Source organism: Streptomyces sp. TSRI0107 (assembly GCF_001905845.1).
Classification (GTDB): Bacteria; Actinomycetota; Actinomycetes; order Streptomycetales; family Streptomycetaceae; genus Streptomyces.
Map to the genome: position 1 here is coordinate 261,489 of NZ_LIVZ01000003.1, position 23,003 is coordinate 284,491.

The window sequence follows — 23,003 nt, forward strand, 5'->3', positions numbered from 1 at the left end:
CCCGTGCCGTGTGCCTCGACGGCGTCGACGTCGGAGGTGGTGAGCCGCGCGTTGGCGAGCGCCTGGCGGATCACCCGCTGCTGCGAGGGGCCGTTCGGCGCCGTGAGGCCGTTGGACGCGCCGTCCTGGTTGACCGCGCTGCCCCGCACCACGGCCAGCACCCGGTGACCATTGCGCACGGCGTCCGACAGCCGCTCCACGAGGAGTACGCCGACGCCCTCGGACCAACCGGTGCCGTCCGCCGCGTCCGCGAAGGACTTGCAGCGGCCGTCGCGTGCGAGGCCGCGCTGCCGGGAGAACTCCACGAAGGTGCCGGGGGTGAACATCACCGTGACACCGCCGGCGAGGGCGAGCGTGCACTCCCCCGAGCGCAGCGCCTGCACGGCCATGTGCAGGGCGACGAGAGAGGAGGAGCAGGCGGTGTCGACGGTGACGGCCGGGCCTTCGAGGCCGAAGGTGTAGGCGATCCGGCCGGACACCACGCTGCTGGACGTGCCGGTGCCGATGAAGCCCTCGACCTCGTCCGGAAGGGTGGTCAGCCGGGCACCGTAGTCGTGGTACATGACGCCGGCGAAGACGCCGGTGCGGCTGCCCTTCAGCGCGTCCGCGTCGATGCCCGCGCGTTCGAAGACCTCCCAGGAGGTTTCGAGGAGGAGCCGCTGCTGCGGGTCCATCGCCAGCGCCTCGCGCGGGCTGATGCCGAACAGGCCGGGGTCGAAGTCGCCCGCCTGGTGGAGGAAGCCGCCTTCGCGGGCGTACGAGGTGCCGACCCGGGCGGGGTCGGGGTCGTACAGGTTCTCCAGGTCCCAGCCTCGGTCGGCGGGGAACTCCCCGATGCCGTCGCCGCCGTTCGCGACCAGCCGCCACAGGTCTTCCGGCGAGGTGACGCCGCCGGGGTAGCGGCAGGCCATGCCGACGATCGCGATCGGCTCGTCGTCCGCGGTCGCCGGGGTTGCCGTGCCGCCCGGCCGGGCGGTCGGGTCGGGTTCGTCGCCGAGGAGTTCGGCGGCGAGGAGGTCCGCGAGGGCGGTGGGGTTGGGGTAGTCGAAGACGAGGGTGGCGGGCAGGCGCAGTCCGGTGGCCGCGTTGAGCCGGTTGCGGAGTTCGACGGCGGTCAGGGAGTCGAAGCCGAGTTCCTTGAACGCCTTCGCGGGCGGCACCTCGTCGAGTCCGGCGAAGGCGAGCGCGGCGGCGGTCTCGGTGCGGACCAGGTCGAGGAGGAGGCGGTTCCGCTCCGCCGCGGGCAGCTGGGCCAGGCGGTCGGCGAGGGCTCCGCCGGGAGTGTCCTGGCCGGCGGTGTCCACCGTGCGCCGGACGGGGCCGCGGACCAGGCCGCGCAGCAGCGGGGACGGTGCTCCGGTGCGGCGCAGGGCGGCCAGGTCGAGGCGGACCGGCACGGGCGCGGCGTCGGCCCCGGCGCACGCCGCGTCGAACAGGGCGAGCCCTTCCTCGGGGGTCAGCCCGATCATCCCGGCGCGGCGCATCCGGGCCAGGTCGCCCTCGTCGAGGGAGCCGGTCATGCCGGTGTCGCCGTCCCACAGGCCCCAGGCGAGGGAGGTCGCGGGGAGTCCCTGGGCGCGGCGGTGCCGGGCGAGGGCGTCGAGGAAGGCGTTGGCGGCGGCGTAGTTGGCCTGGCCGGCGCTGCCGACGACGCCCGAGACGGAGGAGAACAGCACGAACGCGGACAGGTTCCGGTCGCGGGTCAGTTCGTGCAGGTGGACCGCGCCGTGTGCCTTGGGCCGGAACACCCGGTCGAGGCGCTGCGGGGTGAGGGTGTCGACCAGCCCGTCGTCGAGGACGCCGGCGGCGTGGACCACGGCGGTCAGCGGGTGTTCGCCGGGAACGCCGTCGAGCAGCGCGGCCACGGCGTCCCGGTCGGCCACGTCGCAGGCGGCGAGGGTCACCGTGGCGCCCAGGGCGGTGAGTTCCGCCACCAGCTCGGTCGCGCCGTCGGCCTGCGCGCCGCGCCGGCCGGCCAGCAGCAGGTGCCGTACGCCGTGCCGGGTGACCAGGTGGCGGGCGAGCAGGCCGCCGAGCGCGCCGGTGGCGCCGGTGAGCAGGACCGTTCCGGCGGGGTCGAACGTGAGGGCCGTGGCGGCCTCGTCGCGCGGCGCCCTGGCGAGCCGGGGGATCAGCAGACGGTCGTCACGGACGGCGAGTTGGGGTTCGGTGGACCGCACGGCGGCGTCCGGCAGCGGGGCGGCGGGGGTCGCCGGGTCGGCGTCCACCAGCACCAGTCGGCCGGGGTGCTCCGACTGTGCCGAGCGCACCAGGCCCCACACCGCCGCCGAGGCGGGGTCGCGGACGTCCTCGTCGCCGGTCGCGGCGACGGCGCCGGTGGTGACCAGCACCAGCCGGGACGTGGTGAACCGGCTGTCGGCCAGCCACGCCCGCACCAGCTCCAGTACGGCGCTTGCGGCCTCGTACCCGGCGTCGGCGAGGGAGCCGGCGTCCACGGCGTCGGTGGCGACCCGGTGGACGACCGCCTCGGGGGCGGGCCGTCCGGCGTCGACCGCCGCGGCGAGGGCGCCGAGATCGGCGTACCGCTCCCCCGCCCTGGAATTGTTCTCGTCGGCTCCCAGCTCGATCCGGTCGGCGGTGGCGGCGCCGGACTGCGGCTCGTCGGTGGCGGGCAGCGCGGTCCACTCCACCCGGAACAGGGCGTCGTGGTGGTCGGCACGGGCCTGGGCCAGCTGCTCCTCGGTGACCGGTCGCAGGACCAGCCGGTCCACGGCCAGCACGGGCCGGCCCAGGGTGTCGGCGATGTCCAGGGCGACGGCGTCGGCTCCCGCCGAGGACAGCCGGACCCGCAGGGCGGGTGCACCGGCGGCGTACAGCGAGACGCCCCGCCACTCGAACGGCAGCTGCACCCGGTTCGGCTCCGCCACCAGGTCGCCGAGGCCGAGCGCGTGCAGGGCGGCGTCCAGCAGTGCCGGATGCAGCCCGAAGCGGGCGGCGTCCCCGGTGGCCTGCTCGGGCAGCGCGACCTCGGCGAACACCTCGCCGTCGCCCCGCCACACGGCGCGCAGCCCCTGGAACACCGGTCCGTAGTCGAGGCCCAGGGCGGCCAGTCGCTCGTAGAAGCCGGTCAGGTCGACCGGCTCGGCGCCGGCCGGCGGCCACACCTGGCCGACGGTCTCGGCGGGCACCGCGGTCCGCGCCCCGGCGGACAGCACACCACCGGCGTGCCGGGTCCACGGCTGCTCGTCCGCGGCTGCGGGCCGGGAGTGCAGGGTGACCGGCCTGCGGCCGGACGCGTCGGCGGCGCCGACTTCGAGCTGGAGCTCCACCGATCCCTGGTCGGGAACGATCAGCGGCGCCTCAAGTGTCAGTTCGTCCAGCCGGTCGCAGCCGACCTGGTCACCGGCGCGCAGGGCGAGTTCGACGAACGCCGTGCCGGGCAGCAGCACCGGGCCGAGCACCGCGTGGTCGGCGAGCCACGGCTCGACGTCGACGGCCAGCCTGCCCATGAGCAGCAGCCGGTCCTCGCTGGCCAGGGTGACGGCGGCGCCGAGCAGCGGGTGGTCCAGCAGCGCCACGCCGCCGGGCAGTCCGCCCGTCCCTGTGAGCGCCTTGGTCCGCAGCCAGTACCGCTCGTGCTGGAAGGCGTAGGTCGGCAGCTCGACCGGCGTGGCCGCGCGGCCCGCGAAGAACGCCGCCCAGTCCACCGCCGCGCCCCGCACCTGGGCGGCCGCGACGGCCGAGACCAGCGTCTCGTCCTCGGCACGCCCGCCGCGCAGCAGCGGCACGCCGACGACGTCGGCGTCCTCGGGCAGGCACTCATGCCCCATGGCGGACAGCACGCCGTCCGGGCCGAGTTCGATCAGCGTCCGCACACCGTCCGCGACCAGCGTCCGCATACCGTCCGCGAACCGGACCGCCTCACGGACGTGCCGCACCCAGTAGCCGGGAGTGCACAGCTCCTCGGCGGTGGCCATCTCACCGGTCACGTTCGATACGACAGCGATGCGCGGCGCGTTGTACGTCAGCCCCTCCGCGACCCGGCGGAAGTCCGCCAGCATCGGCTCCATGCGCGGGGAGTGGAAGGCGTGGGAGACGGTCAGGCGCTTGGTCTTGCGGCCCTGCTCGGTGAAACGGGCGGCGATCTCCAGTACTTCGGACTCGTCACCGGAAATCACCACGGACGACGGGCCGTTGATGGCCGCGATCGACACGGCGTCGCCGGTCAGCGCCTCGGCGACCTCGGCCTCCGTGGCCTGCACGGCCACCATCGCCCCGCCGGACGGCAGCGCCTGCATCAGACGGCCGCGCGCCGCGACCAGCGTGCACGCGTCCTCCAGCGACCACACGCCCGCCACATGCGCGGCGGCCAGTTCACCGATGGAGTGGCCGAGCAGGACGTCCGGGGTCAGGCCCCACGACTCCAGCAGCCGGAACAGCGCCACTTCGAGGGCGAACAGTGCCGCCTGCGTGTAAACGGTCTGGTCCAGCGCGGACGCGTCCTCGAAGACCACGTCCTTCAGCGGCCGCTCCAGCTCCGCGTCGAACCGCGCGCACACCGCGTCGAACGCCTCCGCGAACACCGGGAACGCCGCGTACAGCTCACGGCCCATCCCGACGCGCTGGGCGCCCTGCCCCGTGAACAGGAACCCGAGCGCACTCTCCCCCGTGGCCACTCCGCGGCGCAGCGCGGGCGTCTGCCGGTCCTCGGCCAGGGCCGCGAGCCCGGCGAGGAGTTCGTCGCGGTCGCCGGAGACGATGGCGGCCCGGTGCTCCAGGGCCGCGCGGGTCGTGGCCAGGGACAGGGCGATGTCGGCCGGTGCGTCCTCGGGCCGGGATCGGATGTGCTCGGCCAGGCGCTCGGCCTGGGCCCGCAGGGCGGCCTCGGTGCGGCCGGACAGGATCCAGGGCACGACCGGCGACGCCACGACCGGGGGCTCCGGCACGGCCGCCGAAGCGGCGGGGGCCTGCTCGATGATCGTGTGGGCGTTGGTGCCGCTGATGCCGAAGGAGGAGACGCCGGCGCGGCGGGGCCGCCCGGCCTCCGCCCATTCCCGTGCCTCGGTCAGCAGCTCTACGGCGCCCGCGGACCAGTCGACCTGTGCGGTGCGCTCGGCGGCGTGCAGGGTCTGCGGCAGCAGGCCGTGCCGCATCGCCATCACCATCTTGATGACACCGGCGACACCGGCGGCGGCCTGGGAGTGTCCGATGTTGGACTTCACGGAGCCCAGCCAAAGGGGCTGCTCGCGGTCCTGGCCGTACGTGGCCAGCAGGGCCTGCGCCTCGATCGGGTCACCCAGCCGCGTACCCGTGCCGTGCGCCTCGACGGCGTCCACGTCGGCCGCCGTCAGCCGCGCGTTGGCGAGCGCCTGGCGGATCACCCGCTGCTGCGACGGACCGTTAGGAGCCGTCAGGCCGTTGGACGCGCCGTCCTGGTTGACCGCGCTGCCCCGCACCACGGCCAGCACCCGGTGGCCGTTGCGCCGCGCGTCGGACAGGCGTTCCAGCAGCAGCATGCCCACGCCCTCGGCCATGCCCATGCCGTCAGCGTCCGCCGAGAACGCCTTGCAGCGGCCGTCCTGCGCGAGGCCGCGCTGGCGGGAGAACTCGACCAGCGGGCCGGGGGTGGCCATCACGGCGACGCCGCCGGCCAGGGCCAGCGTGCACTCGCCGGAGCGCAGCGCCTGCGCGGCGAGGTGGATGGCGACGAGGGAGGACGAGCAGGCGGTGTCGACGGTGACGGCGGGGCCTTCCAGGCCCAGGGTGTAGGCGACGCGGCCGGACAGCACGCTGGTCGCGCTGCCGGTGAGCAGGTGTCCCTCGACGCCCTCGGCGGGTTCGTGGAGCCTGGGGCCGTAGTACTGGTGGCTGGCTCCGGCGAAGACGCCGGTACGGCTGCCCTTGAGGGCGGCAGGGTCGATCCCGGCCCGCTCCAGCGCCTCCCAGGAGGTCTCCAGCAGCAGGCGCTGCTGGGGGTCCATGGCCAGGGCCTCGCGCGGGGAGATGCCGAAGAGCCCGGGGTCGAAGTCGCCGGCGTCGTGGAGGAAGCCGCCCTCGCGGACGTAGGTGGTGCCCGAGGTCGCGGGGTCGGGGTCGTACAGGTTGTCCAGGTCCCAGCCGCGGTCGGTGGGCAGCCCGGAGATCCCGTCGCCGCCGGAGGTCACCAGCCGCCACAGGTCCTCCGGCGAGGCGACCCCGCCGGGGTAGCGGCAGGCCATGCCCACGATGGCGATGGGTTCGTGGGCGGCCGCGGCGAGTTCCTGGTTCTGCCGGCGCAGCCGCTCGGTCTCCTTCAGGGACGCTCGCAGCGCTTCAACGACCTTGTCGGTGGATGCAGTCATGTCCTTGCCTTCACACTTCGAGCGTCATCAAGAGTCGGGGGTGTCGAGCGCCAGCTGGATGAGCCCCTCGACGTCCATCAGATCGATCGCGTCGGCCGGGTCCTCGGCCGCCTCCGGCGCCGTCTCCTCGGGGGTCTCGGCGCCGTCCGCCAGCTCCAGCAGGGCGTCCAGCAGTCCGGCTTCCCGGAGGCGGGCGAGCGGGATGGAGGTGAGGACGCGTCTGGTCTCCGCCTCGTCCGCCGGCTCCTCGGGCGTGTCGGGTTCGGTCTCCGTGCCGAGGAGCTGGTCGCGCAGGAACTCCGCGAGCACCGTCGGGGTCGGATGGTCGAAGACGGCGGTGACCGGGAGCCGCAGGCCGGTGGCCTCGTTGAGCCGGTTGCGGAGTTCCACCGCGGTCAGCGAGTCGAAGCCGACGTCCTTGAACGGCCGGTTCACGTCGACGGCTTGGGCGTCGCCGCGGCCCAGCACGGTCGCGACGAGGTCGCGGACCAGGTCGACCAGGGCCCGCTTGCGCTGGGCGGCGGTGAGCCCGGTGAGGCGCCGCAGCAGCGGGCTGGTGCCGTCCTCGTCGCCGCCGGGTGCGCTGTCCGCGGCGAGCAGGGCGCGTACCTCGGGGATGCCGCCGAGCAGCGGGCTGGGGCGGGCCGCGGTGAAGGCCGCGGCGAACCGTTCCCAGTCGACGTCCGCGACGACCGGGCAGGTCTCGTCCTGGTCGAGGAGCTGCTGGAGTGCCTCGATGGCCAGCTTGGGCGGCAGCAGCGGCAGTCCGCGCCGGTCCAGGGTGCCTTCGGCGACGTGGTCGGCGACCATGCCGCGTTCGGCCCACGGGCCCCAGGCGACGGAGGTGGCGGCGAGTCCGCGTGCCCGGCGGTGGCCGGCGAGCGCGTCGAGGTAGGCGTTGGCGGCCGAGTAGGCGGCGTGTTCGGCGCTGCCCCAGACTCCGGCGATGGAGGAGAACAGCACGAACGCGTCGAGGGGGCGGTCGTGGAGGAGGTCGTCGAGGACGGCGGCGCCGCGGACCTTGGCGCCGACCACCACGGCCAGCTCGGCCAGGTCGAGTTCGTCCAGGGTGGACAGGCGGTTGACGCCCGCGGTGTGGAATACGGCCGTGAGCGGGTGGTCGCGTTCGACGTCGGCGAGCAGCGCGGCCATGGCCGTGCGGTCGGTGACGTCGCAGGCTGCCACGGTGACCCGGCAGCCGAGTCCGGTCAGTTCGCTCTCCAGCGCCTCGGCGTCCGGGGCGGCCCGTCCGGCGCGGCTGACCAGGACGACGTGGTCGGCGCCGGTGCGGGCCAGCCGGCGGGCGACCTGGCTGCCGAGGGCGCCGGTGCCGCCGGTGACGAGCACGGTCCCGGACGGCTGCCAGGGGCGGCCGCCTGCGGCGGCGGTGGCCGGGACGAGCCGGCAGGCGTGGACGCCGGTGGCGCGCAGCGCGAGCTGGTCCTCGTCGCCCGGGTCGGCCAGGATGCCGCGCAGCCGGGTGCGGGCCCGCTCGTCGAGCGTGTCGGGCAGGTCCACGAGACCGCCCCAGCGCTTGGGGTGTTCCAGGCCCATGACGCGGCCCAGGCCCCAGGTGAGGGCCTGGAGCGGGGCGGCGACCGGGTCGGACGGGTCCGCCTGGACGGCGCCGCGGGTGGCGCACCACAGCGGCGCGTCGATCCCCAGGTCGCCGAGGGCCTGGATCAGGGACAGGGTGAGGACCTGGCCGAGCGGCAGCTCGGGGTGGTGCGGGTGGGTGGTCTGGTCGAGGGCGAGCAGTGACAGCACGCCGTCGACCGGGCCGTCCTCGGGCAGCGCGTCCCGCAGGCGTGCGGCGAGCGCCGCGCGGTCCCCGTCGGCCCCGGTGACGGTCACCGGGACGGTGCGGGACGCCAGGCCGGCGAGGGCGTCGGCGGTGTGCCGGGCCTGCTCGCCCGGCGGCACGAGCAGCAGCCAGGTGCCGGTGAGGGCCGGCCGGGACGGTTCGGGCAGACGCTGCCAGTCGATCCGGTAGCGCCAGCCGTCGACGGTGGTGCGTTCCTGGCGCCGGCGTCGCCAGGACGACAGGACGGGCAGGACGGCGCCGAGGGCGGAGCGGTCCTCGTCCGTGTCCCCGACGCGCAGCGCGTCGGCGAGCGCGGCGAGGTCCTGCTGTTCGACCGCCTCCCAGAAGCGGGCCTCCGTCGGGTCGGCCGCGCGGGCCGGTACGGCGGCCGGGGTGGGCCAGAAACGTTCCCGCTGGAAGGCGTACGTCGGCAGGTCCACCCGCTGCCGGGCGGGGCCGCCGAGCACGGCCGGCCAGTCGACCGCGGTGCCGCGGACGTGGGCCTCGGCGAGCGAGGTGAGGAAGCGGTCCAGGCCGCCCTGGTCGCGGCGGAGCGAGCCGACCACGGTGCCGTCGGTCACGGGCTCGTCGCCCTCGTCGAGGGTTTCCTGGAGGGCCATGCCGAGCACCGGGTGCGGGCTCATCTCGATGAACACGCGGTGCCCGGAGTCGAGCAGGGCGCGGGTGGTCGGGGCGAACTGCACGGTCTGCCGCAGGTTGGTGTACCAGTACGCCGCGTCCAGGCCGGTGGTGTCGACGCGCTCGCCGGTCACCGTGGAGTGGAACGGCACCCGCGATGCGACCGGCGCGACCGGGGCCAGCAGTTCCAGCAGTTCGGCGTGGATCGCCTCGACCTGGGGGCTGTGCGAGGCGTAGTCGACGGGGATGCGGCGGGCCCGGATGTCGGCGGCGGTCAGTTCGGCGTGCAGCCCGTCCAGGGCCTCGGGGTCGCCGGCGAGCACGACGGAGCCGGGTCCGTTGAGCGCGGCGACGGCGAGCCGGTCGCCCCAGGGTGCCAGCCACAGTCCGAGGTCCGCCTCGGGCAGCGCGACGGACATCATGCCGCCGCGCCCGGCCAGCGCCACCAGGGCGCGGCTGCGCAGCGCCACGACGCGTGCGGCGTCCTCCAGGGTGAGCGCGCCGGCCACGTGGGCGGCGGCGATCTCGCCCTGGGAGTGTCCGATGACGGCGTCGGGGTGCACACCGCAGGAGCGCCACAGCGCGGCGAGCGACACCATCACCGCGAACAGCACCGGCTGGACCACGTCCACCCGTTCCAGGGAGGGCGCGCCCTCGGTTTCGCCGAGGACGTCCATGAGGGACCAGTCGACGAACGGCGCCAGCGCCTCCTCGCAGGCGAGCAGCTGCTCGCGGAACACGTCCGAGGCGGCCATGAGTTCGCGGGCCATGCCGGCCCACTGGGCGCCCTGGCCGGGGAAGACGAAGACGACCTTGCCGCCGGGGCCCGCGGTGCCGCGGACCAGGTTCGGGGCGGTGCCGCCGTCGGCGAGGGCGCGCAGCCCGTCCAGGAAGTCCTCGTGCCGGTCGGCCACGACCGCCGCCCGGTGGTCGAGGGCGGCCCTGCCGGTGTGCAGGGCGTGCGCCACGTCGGTGACGGCGGGGGCCGGGCCGGTGCCGATCCGCTCCAGCAGGCGGGCGGCCTGCTCGCGCAGCGCCGTGTCGTCGGCGGCGGACAGCAGCCAGGCGGTGGGCCGGTCCTGCGGGGCCGGCTCCGGCTGGTCGTCGCCGGGTGCGGCCGGTTCGGGGGCCTGCTCGACGATGACGTGGGCGTTTGTGCCGCTGACGCCGAAGGAGGAGACGCCCGCGCGGCGGGGCCGGTCGGCCTCGGGCCACGCCCTGTTCTCCGTCAGCAGCGCGACGGCGCCGGAGGACCAGTCGACGTGCGGGGACGGCTCGTCCACGTGCAGCGTGCGCGGCAGTTCACCGTGGCGCATCGCCATCACCATCTTGATGACGCCCGCGACACCCGCGGCGGCCTGCGTGTGCCCGATGTTCGACTTCACCGAGGCCAGCCACAACGGCCGGTCCTCCGACCGGTCCTGGCCGTACGTGGCGAGCAGCGCCTGCGCCTCGATCGGATCACCCAGCGTCGTACCCGTACCGTGCGCCTCCACGACGTCCACATCCGCCGTCGTCAGCCGCGCGTTGGCGAGCGCCTGACGGATCACCCGCTGCTGCGACGGACCGTTCGGCGCCGTCAGACCGTTCGACGCACCGTCCTGATTGACCGCACTGCCCCGCAGCACCGCCAGCACAGGATGCCCGTTGCGGCGGGCGTCCGACAGCCGCTCCACCAGCAGCATGCCCACACCCTCACCCCAGCCAGTCCCGTCTGCTTCGGCCGCGAAGGCCTTGCAGCGGCCGTCCGGGGAGAGCCCGCGCTGGCGGGAGAACTCGATGAACAGCCCCGGCGTGGACAGGACGGTCACGCCGCCGGCCAGCGCCATGGAGCACTCGCCCTGCCGCAGTGCCTGCGCGGCGAGGTGCAGGGCGACCAGCGAGGAGGAGCAGGCGGTGTCCACGGTGACGGCGGGGCCCTCGAAGCCGAAGGTGTAGGCGACGCGGCCGGACAGGACGCTGCCCGCGCTGCCGATGCCGATGTAGCCCTCGGCGGCGTCCTCGGAGGCGCCGGACAGGGCGCTGTAGTCCTGGTTGCTGATGCCGGCGAAGACGCCGGTCTGGCTGCCCTTGAGAGCGGTCGGGTCGATGCCCGCCCGCTCGAAGACCTCCCAGGACGTCTCCAGCAGCAGCCGCTGCTGCGGGTCCATCGCCAGCGCCTCACGCGGGCTGATGCCGAAGAACCCGGCGTCGAAGTCGGCGACGTCGTGCAGGAATCCGCCGGAGCGGGTGTACGAGGTGCCCTGGTGGTCGGGGTCCGGGTGGTACAGCCCGTCCAGGTCCCAGCCGCGGTCGGTGGGGAAGCCGGAGATGGCGTCGGCGCCGTCGGCGACGAGCCGCCACAGCTCCTCCGGGGAGGCCACGCCGCCGGGGAAACGGCAGGACATGGCGACGATGGCGATCGGTTCCGTGTCGGCACCGGCGACGGCGGTCTGCGGCAGGTACTCGGCGGTCGCGGAACCGGCCGACTCCGCGTCCAGGAAGCGGGCCAGGGCGGTCGGGGTCGGGTGGTCGAAGACCAGGGTCGCGGGCAGGCTCAGCCCCGTGACCTGGCCGAGCCGGTTGCGCAGCTGGACCGCTGCCAGCGAGTCGAAGCCGGTGTCCTTGAACGCCTTGTCGGCCGGGACGGCCGCCGGCGAGGCGTGTCCGAGGACGAGGGCGACCTGCTCGCGGACCAGGTCCAGCAGGGCGCTCTCGCGTTCGTCGGCGGGCAGCGCGGCGATCCGCTGCCGCCACTCGTCGCCCTGGCCGGTGTCCGTCCCGCCGCTGCCGGTCAGGTGGTCGCGGGCCTCGGGCAGGTCGCTCAGCAGGGCGCTCGGGCGCTGCGCGGCGAACACCTCGGCGAACCGGGCCCAGTCGATGTCGGCCACGGCGGTCACCGCCGCGCCGCCCTGGACGGTCCGGCGCATGGCCTCGACAGCGGTCTCCCGGTCCATCGGCGCGAGGCCGAGGCGGCGCAGGCGGTCGCCGTCCGGGTCCTCGGCGGCGGCCATGCCGGCCCCGGCCCAGGGACCCCAGGCGATCGTGGTGGCGGGCAGGCCGTCGGCCCAGCGCTGCTCGGCGAGGGCGTCCAGGTAGGCGTTGGCGGCGGCGTAGTTGGCCTGCCCGGCGTTGCCCAGCGTGCCGGCGATCGACGAGAACAGCACGAACGCCGTCAGGTCGAGGTCCGCCGTCAGCTCGTGCAGGTTGCGGGCGGCGTCCGCCTTGGGGCGCAGCACCCGGGCGAACCGCTCGGGCGTCTGCCCGTCCAGCACGCCGTCGTCGAGCACTCCGGCCGCGTGGATCACCGCGGTCAGCGGACGTCCGTCCGGCATCTCGGAGAGCAGGGCGGCGAGGGCATCGCGGTCGGCCGCGTCGCAGGAAGCGACGGTCACGTCGGCGCCGAGCGCGGTCAGTTCGGCGCGGAGTTCGGCGGCGCCCTCGGCGTCGGGGCCGCGCCGGCTGGTGAGCAGCAGGTGCTCGGCACCGTTGCGGGCGAGCCAGCGGGCGACCTCGGCGCCCAGCGCGCCGGTGCCGCCGGTCACCAGGACCGTGCCGCGGGGCTGCCACGGCGTCGCGTCGGCGCTCTCGCGCGGGGCGCGGGTGAGGCGTCGTACGGTCACGCCCGAGGCGCGGACCGCCAGTTGGTCCTCGGAGGCGGGGCCCGCCAGCACGGCGGTCAGCCGGGACAGGGACCGCTCGTCGGGGGTCTCGGGCAGGTCGACGAGTCCGCCCCAGCGGTCCGGGTGCTCCAGTGCGGCGACCCGGCCGAGGCCCCAGATCTGGGCCTGCTCGGGGTGGGCGGGGCGGTCGGCGCGGCTCACGGAGACCGCGCCGGTCGTCAGGCACCACAGCGGCGCGGTGGTGCCGGTGTCGCCCAGCGCCTGCACCAGGGCGAGGGTGCCGGCGAGGCCCTGGGACACGGCCGGCTGCCGCGGGTGCGGCGCGTCGGCGAGGGCCAGCAGGGAGACGACTCCGTCGATGGGTCCGCCGGTCTCGGCGACCGCCGAGGTGACGCTTTCGGCGAGCGCGGCGCGTTCGCAGGTGGCGGTGTCGACCACGAGCGGCAGCACGCGGGCGCCCCGCGCGGTGAGCGCCGGGAGCGTGGCGGCGACCCACGGGTGGTCCTCCAGGCCCTGCGGGAGCACCGCCAGCCAGGTGCCGGCCGGCACCTGGTCCGGTCCGTCCGCCACGGGCTGCCAGGTGACGCGGTACCGCCAGGAGTCGGCGACGTGCCGGGTCCGGTGCCGCCTGCGCCAGGAGGCCAGCGCCGGGAGCGCCGCCGACAGCGACGCCCGGTCGTCCTCGGCCAGTTCCAGTGCCTCGGCGACCGCTGCCGCGTCGGACCGTTCGACGGCGTCCCAGAACGCGGCGTCCGCCGGGTCCGCGCCGTCGGCGGGCGCGGTGGTCTCGGGCCAGTACCGGTCCCGCTGGAAGGCGTACGTCGGCAGTTCCGCCGGGCGTGCGCCGCGTCCCGCGAAGAAGGCCGCCCAGTCGACGGTGGCTCCGCGGACGTGGGCGTGCGCGACGGCGGCGATCAGGGTGCGCGCCTCGGGGTGGTCGGACCGCAGCGCGGGCAGGAACTCCGCGCCGTCGATGCCGTCCTGGCCCAGCGCGGACAGCACACCGCCGGGGCCGAGTTCGACGAGGGTGCGCACACCCAGCTCGTCGAGCGTCCGCATACCGTCCGCGAAACGCACCGCCTCACGGACGTGCCGCACCCAGTATTCCGGGCCGCACAATTCCCCGGCGCCCACGGCCGCGCCGGTCAGATTCGACACGACGGGAATGCGCGGCGCCTGATAGGACAATCCCTCGGCGACGCGACGGAATTCCGCAAGCATCGGTTCCATTCGCGGCGAATGGAATGCGTGTGAAACCGTCAGCCGCTTGGTCTTGCGGCCCTGCTCGGCGAAACGGGCGGCAATCTCCAGTACGACGTCCTCGTCCCCGGAAATCACCAGTGAGGACGGTCCGTTGACAGCGGCGACGGACACCGTGTTCAGGCCACTGAGGGCTTCCGTGACCTCGTTCTCGGTCGCCTCGACGGCCACCATGGCGCCGCCCTCGGGCAGTGCCTGCATCAGCCGGCCACGCGCGGCGACCAGCGTGCACGCGTCCTCCAGGGACCAGACTCCCGCCACGTGCGCGGCGGCCAGCTCGCCGATCGAGTGGCCGAGCAGTACGTCCGGGGTCAGCCCCCAGGACTCCAGCAGCCGGAACAGAGCCACTTCGAGGGCGAACAGCGCCGCCTGCGTGTAGACCGTCTGGTCCAGCGCGGACGCGTCCTCGAAGACCACGTGCTTCAGCGGCCGGTCCAACTCCGCGTCGAACCGGGCGCACACCGCGTCGAACGCCTCCGCGAACACCGGGAACGCCGCATACAGCTCACGGCCCATCCCGACCCGCTGCGCTCCCTGCCCCGTGAACAGGAACGCCGTCCTGCCCGGCTCGGCGGCGACGCCGCGCAGCACACCGGCGGTGTCGCGGCCCTCGGCGAGGGCGGTCAAGGCGGTCAGGAACGCGTCCGGGTCGTCGGCGACGACGGCCGCCCGGTGGTCCAGCGCCGCGCGGGCGGTGGCGAGTGTGAGGCCGACGCCGGCCGGGTCGGGGGCGTCCGCGGCGCGGACACGGGTGAGCAGGCGCCGTGCCTGGTCGGCGAGTCCCTGCGCGGTGGCCGCCGACAGCAGCCAGGGCAGGACCGGGGTGGTGACGCGCGCCGGGGCGGCGGCGGGTTCGTCGGCGGGCGGTGCCTGTTCGAGGACGGCGTGGGCGTTGGTGCCGCCGATGCCGAAGGAGGAGACGGCGGCCCGGCGGGGCCGGTCGAGGACGGGCCAGTCGCGGGTCTCGGTGAGCAGTTCCACCGCGCCCGCGGACCAGTCGGCCTGCGGGGTCGGCTCGTCGACGTGGAGGGTGCGCGGCAGCACACCGTGCCGCATCGCCATCACCATCTTGATCACGCCGGCGACACCGGCGGCGGCCTGGGTGTGTCCGATGTTGGACTTCACCGAGCCCAGCCACAAGGGCTGTTCGCGGTCCTGGCCGTAGGTGGCGAGCAGCGCCTGGACCTCGATGGGGTCGCCCAGCCGCGTCCCGGTGCCGTGTGCCTCGACGGCGTCGACGTCGGCGGCGGTCAGGCCCGCGCTGTCCAGGGCCTGGCGGATCACCCGCTGCTGCGAGGGGCCGTTGGGGGCGGTGAGGCCGTTGGACGCGCCGTCCTGGTTGACCGCCGAACCGCGCAGCACCGCGAGCACCTGGTGGCCGTTGCGCCGGGCGTCCGACAGGCGCTCCACGAGGAGGACGCCGACGCCCTCGGACCAGCCGGTGCCGTCCGCGTCCTTGGCGAAGGACTTGCAGCGGCCGTCGGGGGCGAGGCCGCGCTGCCGGGAGAACTCCACGAAGGTGGAGGGCGTCGCCATGACGGTGACGCCGCCGGCCAGGGCCAGTTCGCACTCGCCCTGCCGCAGCGCCTGCGCGGCGAGGTGCAGGGCGACCAGCGAGGAGGAGCAGGCGGTGTCCACGGTGACCGCGGGGCCCTCCAGGCCGAAGGTGTAGGCGACGCGGCCGGAGAGGACGCTGCCCGCGGTGCCGGTGACGGTGTAGCCCTCGGCCTCGCCGGAGAGTCCGGCGGAGTGGGCGGCGTAGTCGTGGTACATCAGGCCGGCGAACACGCCGGTCCGGCTGCCCTTGAGGGCGGTCGGGTCGAGGCCCGCCCGTTCGAAGACCTCCCAGGACGTCTCCAGCAGCAGCCGCTGCTGCGGGTCCATCGCCAGCGCCTCACGCGGGGAGATGCCGAACAGTCCGGCGTCGAAGTGCCCGGCGTCGTACAGGAATCCGCCGGAGCGGGTGTACGAGGTGCCCTGGTGGTCGGGGTCCGGGTGGTACAGGCCGTCCAGGTCCCAGCCGCGGTCGGCGGGGAACTCCCCGATGCCCTCCAGCTCGGAGACGACGAGCCGCCACAGGTCCTCGGGGGAGTTGACGCCGCCCGGGTAGCGGCAGGCCATGCCGACGATGGCGATCGGCTCGTCCGGGTCCGCCGCCGGGGTGCGCCGGGCGGGCACGGTCTCGGGCCGCCGGTCGCGCAGGAGTTCGCCGTGCAGGTGGCGGGCGACGGCGAGCGGGGTGGGGTGGTCGAACACCAGGGTGGGCGGCAGGCGCAGGCCGACGGCCGTGCCCAGCTGGTTGCGGAGTTCGATCGCGGTCAGCGAGTCGTAGCCGAGGTCCTTGAAGGCCTGCTCGGCTCCGACGGCGTCGGCCGAGCCGTGGCCGAGGACGGCGGCGACCTGCTCGCGGACCAGGGTGAGCAGGGTGCGGTGCTGTTCCGCCTCGGGCAGTGCCGCGAGCCGTCCGGCCAGGGTCGCCGGGCCGTCGCCGGTGCCGGGGGCGGCGGGGCGCGCCGGGCCGGCGGGCCGCACCAGGTGCCGCAGCAGGGCGGGCACGGGCCGGCCGGGGGCCTGGGCGCGGAGGCCGGCGAGGTCCAGGCGGGCGGGCACCAGCAGGGCGCGGTCGTGGCGTACGGCCGCGTCGAACAGGGCGAGTCCCTGCTCGGTGGGGATGGGCTGGATGCCGGAGCGGGCCATCCGGGTCAGGTCCGCCTCGGCGAGTTCGCCGGTCATGCCGGAGGCCTGCTCCCACAGTCCCCACGCGGGCGCGGTGGCGGGCAGGCCCTGGGCGCGGCGGGTGTGGGCGAGGGCGTCGGTGAAGGTGTTCGCGGCGGCGTAGTTGGCCTGGCCGGGGCCGCCGAGGTGGCCGTTGACGGAGGAGAAGAGCACGAACGCGGCGAGATTCGCGTCCCGGGTCAGCTCGTGGAGGTGCCACGCGCCGTCCGTCTTGGGGCGCATGACCTGGTCGAGGCGGTCGGGTGTCAGGGCCTCGATGACGCCGTCGTCGGTCAGACCCGCGGTGTGCACGACCGCCGTGAGGGGGTGCGCGGCCGGGACGCGGGCGAGCAGGCCGGCGAGCGCGTCGCGGTCGGCGATGTCGCAGGCGGCGACGGTGACGTCGGCGCCGAGGGCGCCGAGTTCGTCGCGGAAGCCGGGCATGCCGGGGGCGTCGAGGCCGCGGCGGCCGGTGAGCAGCAGGTGCCGGGCGCCGTGCTCGGTGACCAGGTGGCGGGCGACCAGCCGTCCGAGGGTGCCGGTGGCGCCGGTGACCAGGACCGTGCCGTCCGGGTCGAGCAGGGGCGTCTCGGGGTCCGTGGCGGCGGGCGGGGCGGCGGTGAGCCGCGGGGTGAGGAGCGTGCCGTCGCGCAGGGCCAACTGGGGTTCGCCGGTGGCGACGGCGCCGGGCAGCGCGGCGGTGGACCGGGGGTCCGTGTCGAGGTCGACGAGGACGAACCGGCCGGGGTGCTCGGTCTGCGCGGAGCGGATCAGGCCCCACAGGGGCGCGTGCGTGAGGTCGGTGACGGGCTCCTCGGGGCGCGTGCCGATCGCGCCGCGGGTGGTGACCACGAGAGTGGTGCCGGCGAGCCGGGGATCGGCCAGCACGTCCTGGACCAGGGCCAGCAGGGCGGCGGTGGCGGCGCGGGCGGCGGCGGGTCCGTGGTCGGTGTCGGCGCCGGTGTGCGGGGTGAGCAGGACGTCCGGGGCCGGGGCGCCCGAGTCGAGGCTCTGCCGCAGGGCGGCCAGGCCGGCGTGGCTCGCCACGGTCGCCCCGGCGTCGGCGAGGGCGGCACCCAGGCCGTCCGCGACGGGGCCGAGGACGGCCCAGGACGCGGGGGCCGGGCGCGGGGTCGCGGTTCCCGTCGGCGCCCAGTCCACCTGGTAGAGGGAGCGGGTCGCGGCGGAGCGCAGCCGGTCCGCCGCGACCGGGCGCATCACCAGCGAGTCGATCGTGGCCACCGGGTGGCCCAGCGGGTCGGTGGCGGTGACCGTCAGCCCGCCGCCGTCGGCGCGGTCGCCGGAGGCGATACGGATGCGGAGGGTGTCGGCGCCGGTCCTGCGCAGGGTGACGCCGCTGAACGCGAACGGCAGCCGCGGGGCCGTACCGGACGCCTCGGCGGCGTCGCCGACGCTGTCGAGCAGCGCGGCGTGCAGGGCGGCGTCCAGCAGGGCGGGGTGGATGCCGAAGCGGCCGGCCTCGCCGCGCTGCGCGCCTTCCAGGGCGACCTCGGCGAACACCTCGGGGTGTCGTCCGGTGTCCCGGCGCCAGGCGCCGCGCAGACCGCGGAACTCCGGCCCGTAGGCGTACCCGAGATCGGCGAGCGCGCCGTAGAAGCCGTCCAGCGCGAGGGGGGTCGCGTCCTGCGGCGGCCAGGGCGCGGACGGTTCGGGGAGGGTGTCGGGCGCGGTGCCCAGCAGGCCGGTGGCGTGCCGGGTCCAGGGGGCGTCGGTGTCGTCCTGCTCGGCACGCGAGTGGACGCCGACCGGCCGGTGCCCGGTCGCGTCGGGGGCGCCGACCACGACGCGCAGGCGGGTCCCGCCGTGCTCGGGGAGGACCAGCGGGGCCTCGACGGTCAGTTCGGCGACGTGGTCGCAGCCCGCGGCGGCCGCGGCGTGCAGGGCCATCTCGACGAAGGCCGTGCCGGGCACCAGGACCTGCCCGAGGACCTGGTGGTCGGCGAGCCAGGGGTGGGTGTCCAGGGACAGCCGACCGGTGAACAGCAGCCCGTCGGAGTCGGGGAGTTCGGCGGCGGCCATCAGCAGCGGGTGGTCGCCGTCCAGCAGGCCCGCCGCGGCGACGTTCCGGTCGGCGGCGCCCGGCAGCAGCCAGTACCGCTCACGGTGGAAGGGGTGGCCGGGCAGCGGCACGGGCCGCGCGTCCCGGCCGGCGAACGCCTCGGACCAGCGCACCGGTACGCCCGCCACGTGCGCCTCGGCCAGCGAGGTCAGCAGCCGGGCGGGGCCGCCGTCAAAGCGCCGCAGGGTGCCGACGACCAGGGCGTCGTCGGCGTCGGCGGCGGCGAAGGTCTCCTCGAGTCCGACGCTGAGCACCGGGTGCGGGCTCGCCTCGACGAAGACGCGGTGGCCGTCGGCGAGCAGGGCACGTGTGGTGCGCTCGAACTCGACCGGCCGGCGCAGATTGCGGTACCAGTACGCGGCGTCCAGTCCGTCGGTGTCGATGCGGGTGCCGGTCACCGTGGAGTAGAACGGCACGTCGCAGCCGCGCGGGGTGACCGTGGCCAGCTCGGCCAGCATCCGCTCGCGGATCGCCTCGACGCCGGCGGTGTGGGACGGGTAGTCGATCGGCACCCGGCGGGCCCGCAGGTCGTGCTCGGCGCAGCGGGCGAGGAGTTCGTCGAGGGCCGCCGGGTCACCGGCGACGACCGTGGAGGACGGCCCGTTGACGGCCGCGACGGTGAGCCGGCCCGACCAGGCGGCGATCAGCTCGCGGGCGCCTTCCTCGGGCAGCGCGAGGGAGACCATGCCGCCGGTGCCGGCGAGGCCCAGCAGCAGTTGGCTGCGCAGCGCCGCGATCCGGGCGGCGTCGGGCAGGGAGAGGGCGCCGGCCACGCAGGCGGCGGCGATCTCGCCCTGGGAGTGTCCGACGACGGCGGCGGGCCGCACGCCGTGGGCGCGCCACACCTCGGCCAGCGCGACCATGACCGCGAACAACGCGGGCTGGACGACGTCGTCGCGGTCCAGGGCGGGCGCGCCGGGCGCGCCGCGCAGCACGTCGGTCACGGACCAGTCGACGTACGGGGCGAGGGCGTCGGCGCACTCCTGGACGCGCCGCGCGAACACCGGGGAGGTGTCGAGGAGTTCGGCTGCCATGCCGGGCCACTGGGAGCCCTGGCCGGGGAAGACGAAGACGGCCTCGCGGTCGGTGGCGACGGCGGCGGTGCCGCGGACCAGTCCGGGTGCGTCGCGGCCCTCGGCCAGCGCGGTCAGCGCGGTCAGCGTCTCCTGCCGGTCGGCGGCCACGAGCACCGCGCGGTGCGGCAGCAGGGCCCGGCCGGTGGCCAGGGTGTGGCCCACGTCGGCGGTGCGCAGCCCGGGGCGGGCTTCGAGCCGGGCGCGCAGCCGTGCGGCCTGCTCGCGCAGGGCGGCCTCGGAGCGGGCGGACAGGGACCAGAGCAGCGGGGTGTCGCCACCGGAGACGGAGGCGGCGCCGGAATCGACATCGCCATCGACGCCGGCGTCAGCAGGTACCGGCTCCGACTCGATGATCACGTGCGCGTTGGTGCCGCTGATGCCGAAGGCGGAGACCGCGCCGCGCCGGACGGGTCCGCGGTCGGGCCAGGCGACCGTGTCGGTGAGCAGTTCGACGTGTCCCGCCGACCAGTCGACGTGGCTGGTCGGCCGGTCCGTGTGGAGGGTGCGGGGCAGCCGGCCGTGGCGCAGCGCGAGCACCATCTTGATGACGCCGGCGACTCCGGCGGCGGCCTGGGTGTGCCCGATGTTGGACTTCAGGGAGCCGAGCAGCAGCGGCTGTTCGGCGGTGTGGGCGCGCCCGTAGGTGGCGAGCAGCGCCTCGGCCTCGATGGGGTCGCCGAGCCGGGTGCCGGTGCCGTGGGCCTCGACGGCGTCGACGTCCGCGGCGGTGAGCCGCGCGTTGGCGAGGGCCTGCCGGATGACGCGCTGCTGGGAGGGGCCGTTGGGGGCGGACAGGCCGTTGCTGGCGCCGTCCTGGTTGACGGCGGTACCGCGGATCACGGCGAGCACCTGGTGGCCGTTGCGGCGGGCGTCGGAGAGCCGTTCCACGATCAGCAGGCCGACGCCCTCGGCCCAGCTGGTGCCGTCGGCGGCTTCGGCGAACGGCTTGCAGCGGCCGTCCGGGGCCAGTCCGCGCTGACGGCTGAACTCGGCGAACATGCCGGGGTTGGGCATGATCGTGACGCCGCCGGCGACGGCGAGGGAGCAGTCGCCCTGCCGCAGCGCCTGCCCGGCCAGGTGCAGGGCCACCAGGGACGAGGAGCAGGCGGTGTCGACGGTGACGGCGGGGCCTTCGAAGCCGTAGGTGTAGGCGATGCGGCCGGAGGCGACGCTGGCGGTGTTGCCGGTGAGCAGGAAGCCCTCGACGCCGTCCGGCGCCTGGTGCATGCGGGGGCCGTAGTCCTGCGTCATGGCGCCGACGAACACACCGGTGCGGCTGCCCTTGAGGGGGCCCGGGTCGATGCCGGCCGCCTCGAAGGCCCGCCAGGAGGTCTCCAGCAGCAGCCGCTGCTGCGGGTCCATGGCCAGCGCCTCGCGCGGCGGGATGCCGAAGAAGGCGGCGTCGAACTCGTCGGCGTCGTGCAGGAATCCGCCTTCGCGGGTGTACGACGTGCCGGGGTGGTCGGGGTCCGGGTGGTAGAGCTTGTCGAGGTCCCAGCCGCGGTTGACGGGGAAGCCGGTGATGGCGTCGCCGCCGGCGAGCAGCAGCTCCCACAGCTGGTCGGGGCTGTGGACGCCGCCGGGGAGGCGGCACGCCATGCCGACGATGGCGATCGGCTCGTCGTCGGCGGCGGTGTCGGGCACGACCGGCTCCTCGGCCGGCTCGGTGTCGGTGCCGCGGACGGCGCTGTGCAGCCGTCGCACCAGCGCGTCGAGGGTGGGGTGGTCGAAGACCACGGCGGCGGGCAGCCGTACGCCGAGGGCGGCGACGAGCCGGTTGCGCAGGGCCACGGCGGCCGAGGAGTCGATGCCGAGGTCGCGGAAGGCGCGGCCGGAGCCGGCGGCGACGGCGGCCTCGTCGTCGAGGACCGCGGCGAGTTCGGTGCGCACCAGGGCGGTGAGGGCGCGCGGCAGTTCGCTGTCGGGCAGTCCGGCGAAGCGGGCCGCGGCGGCGGTCGTGCGCTGCCGTTCCTCTTGGGTGCCGGGGTCGGGTGCGGGAATGTCGACGGGGCTGGGGTCGGTCCCCGCGAAGGCGCCGGTCCAGTCCACGGAGCCGCCGGCCACGTGGAGTTCGGCCATGCTGGTCAGGAAGCGCGCGCGGCCGCCCTCGGCGCGCCGCAGGGTGCCGACGACGGCGGCGTCGCTGCCGGCGTCGTCCAGGGTCTGCTGGACGCCGAGGGTGAGCACGGGGTGCGGGCTGATCTCGACGAAGGCGGTCGGCCGCTGGGTGAGCGCGGCCCGGACGGCGGTCTCGAACAGGACGGTGCCGCGCACCATGCGGTACCAGTACTCGGCGCCGAGCCGGGTGGTGTCGAAGCGGCCGCCGGTGAGCCCCGAGTAGAAGGGGATGGCGGCGGGGCCGCCGGTGATGGGGGCGAGGTCGGTCAGGAGCCGGTCGCGTACGGACTCGATCTGCGGGGAGTGGGCCGCGTAGCCGACGGGGATGAGCTGGGCGCGGACGCCTTCGGCGACGAGTTCGGCACGCAGGGCGGTGACGGCCTCGGTGTCGCCGGAGACGACGGTCCAGGACGGGCTGTTGGCGCCTGCGACGGCGAGCCGGTCGCCCCACGGGTGCAGTCGCGGGCGCAGCCGGTCGGCGGGGAGCAGGACGGAGAGCATCTCTCCGTGGCCCACCAGGGACATCTGTGCCCGGCTGAAGGCGGCGACGGCGTGCAGGGCGTCGGGGAGGGAGAGCGCCCCGGCGACGTGGGCCGCGGCGAACTCGCCCATGCTGTGGCCGACCACCGCGCCGGGCTCGACTCCGGCGGAGCGCCACAGGGCGGCGAGGGAGATCATCACGGCGACGAGCGCGGGCTGGGTGACGTCGGGCCGCGCCCAGACGGCCGGGTCCTGATCGTTCGTCAGGACGCTTTCCAGGGACCAGTCGACGTGCGGTTTCAGCGCCTCGGCGCATTCCGTCAGGGTGTCCCGGAAGACGGGCGAGGACTGCCGGAGTTCGCGGGCCATCTCGGGCCACTGGGGGCCCTGTCCGGGGAACAGGAAGACCGGCGCCGTGCCGTCGAGGGCCTTTCCGGTGACCAGGTGGGGCGCGGCGGTGCCGTCCGCCAGCGCCCGCAGCCCGAGGTCGTGTTCGGTCCGGCCGGCGCCTATGAGCACGGCCCGGTGCGGTCCCTTCGTGCCCTCGGTGTCTGCGAGGAGGGTGCGGCCGATGTCGGCGGCGGCCCATTCGGGCCGGGTGGCGAGGTGGGCGCGCAGCTGGTGTGCCCGCGCGCGCAGCGTGTCCTCGGTGGGTGCGGATACGACCCATGGCAACGTCGGCGAATCGTCGTCCACCTGTCGCCAAGAACGCGATTCAGCCATGCCTGGTCCCCCGTAGTCGATGAATATCTCAACGGTCTTACAACCGGACGGGGGGTCGACAATGCACAGCAGGAAATGCGGAGAAATGCGTCGCAGAGGCCGGCGCTCGGTAACCGAAATACCGTCGGCCGTCCTTGTGGACGTAACCTTTCATCCCCCGTGTCGCACGGCGCACTAGGTCCCCCGTGCCCGTGATCAACTCGC

2 protein-coding genes (1 of these 2 only partly in view) are annotated in these 23,003 nt (G+C 75.5%); both read right to left on the minus strand.

Going from position 1 to position 23,003, the window contains the following annotated elements; genetic code table 11:
• Nucleotides 1-6,269, minus strand: partial view of an SDR family NAD(P)-dependent oxidoreductase gene (locus tag AMK31_RS08180; RefSeq protein WP_443333941.1) — the 5' end (the start) only. Its footprint begins 9,787 nt before the window's first position; 6,269 of the gene's 16,056 nt are visible here — the first part of the coding sequence; its start codon is at nt 6,267-6,269; its stop codon lies off the left edge, out of view.
• 60 nt (nt 6,270-6,329) lie between these two features.
• Nucleotides 6,330-22,751 carry a type I polyketide synthase gene (locus AMK31_RS39720; protein ID WP_073939709.1) on the minus strand — a complete coding sequence of 5,474 codons (16,422 nt, stop codon included), beginning with the start codon at nt 22,749-22,751 and terminating at the stop codon, nt 6,330-6,332.
• Between the last annotated feature and the right edge of the window lie 252 nt (nt 22,752-23,003).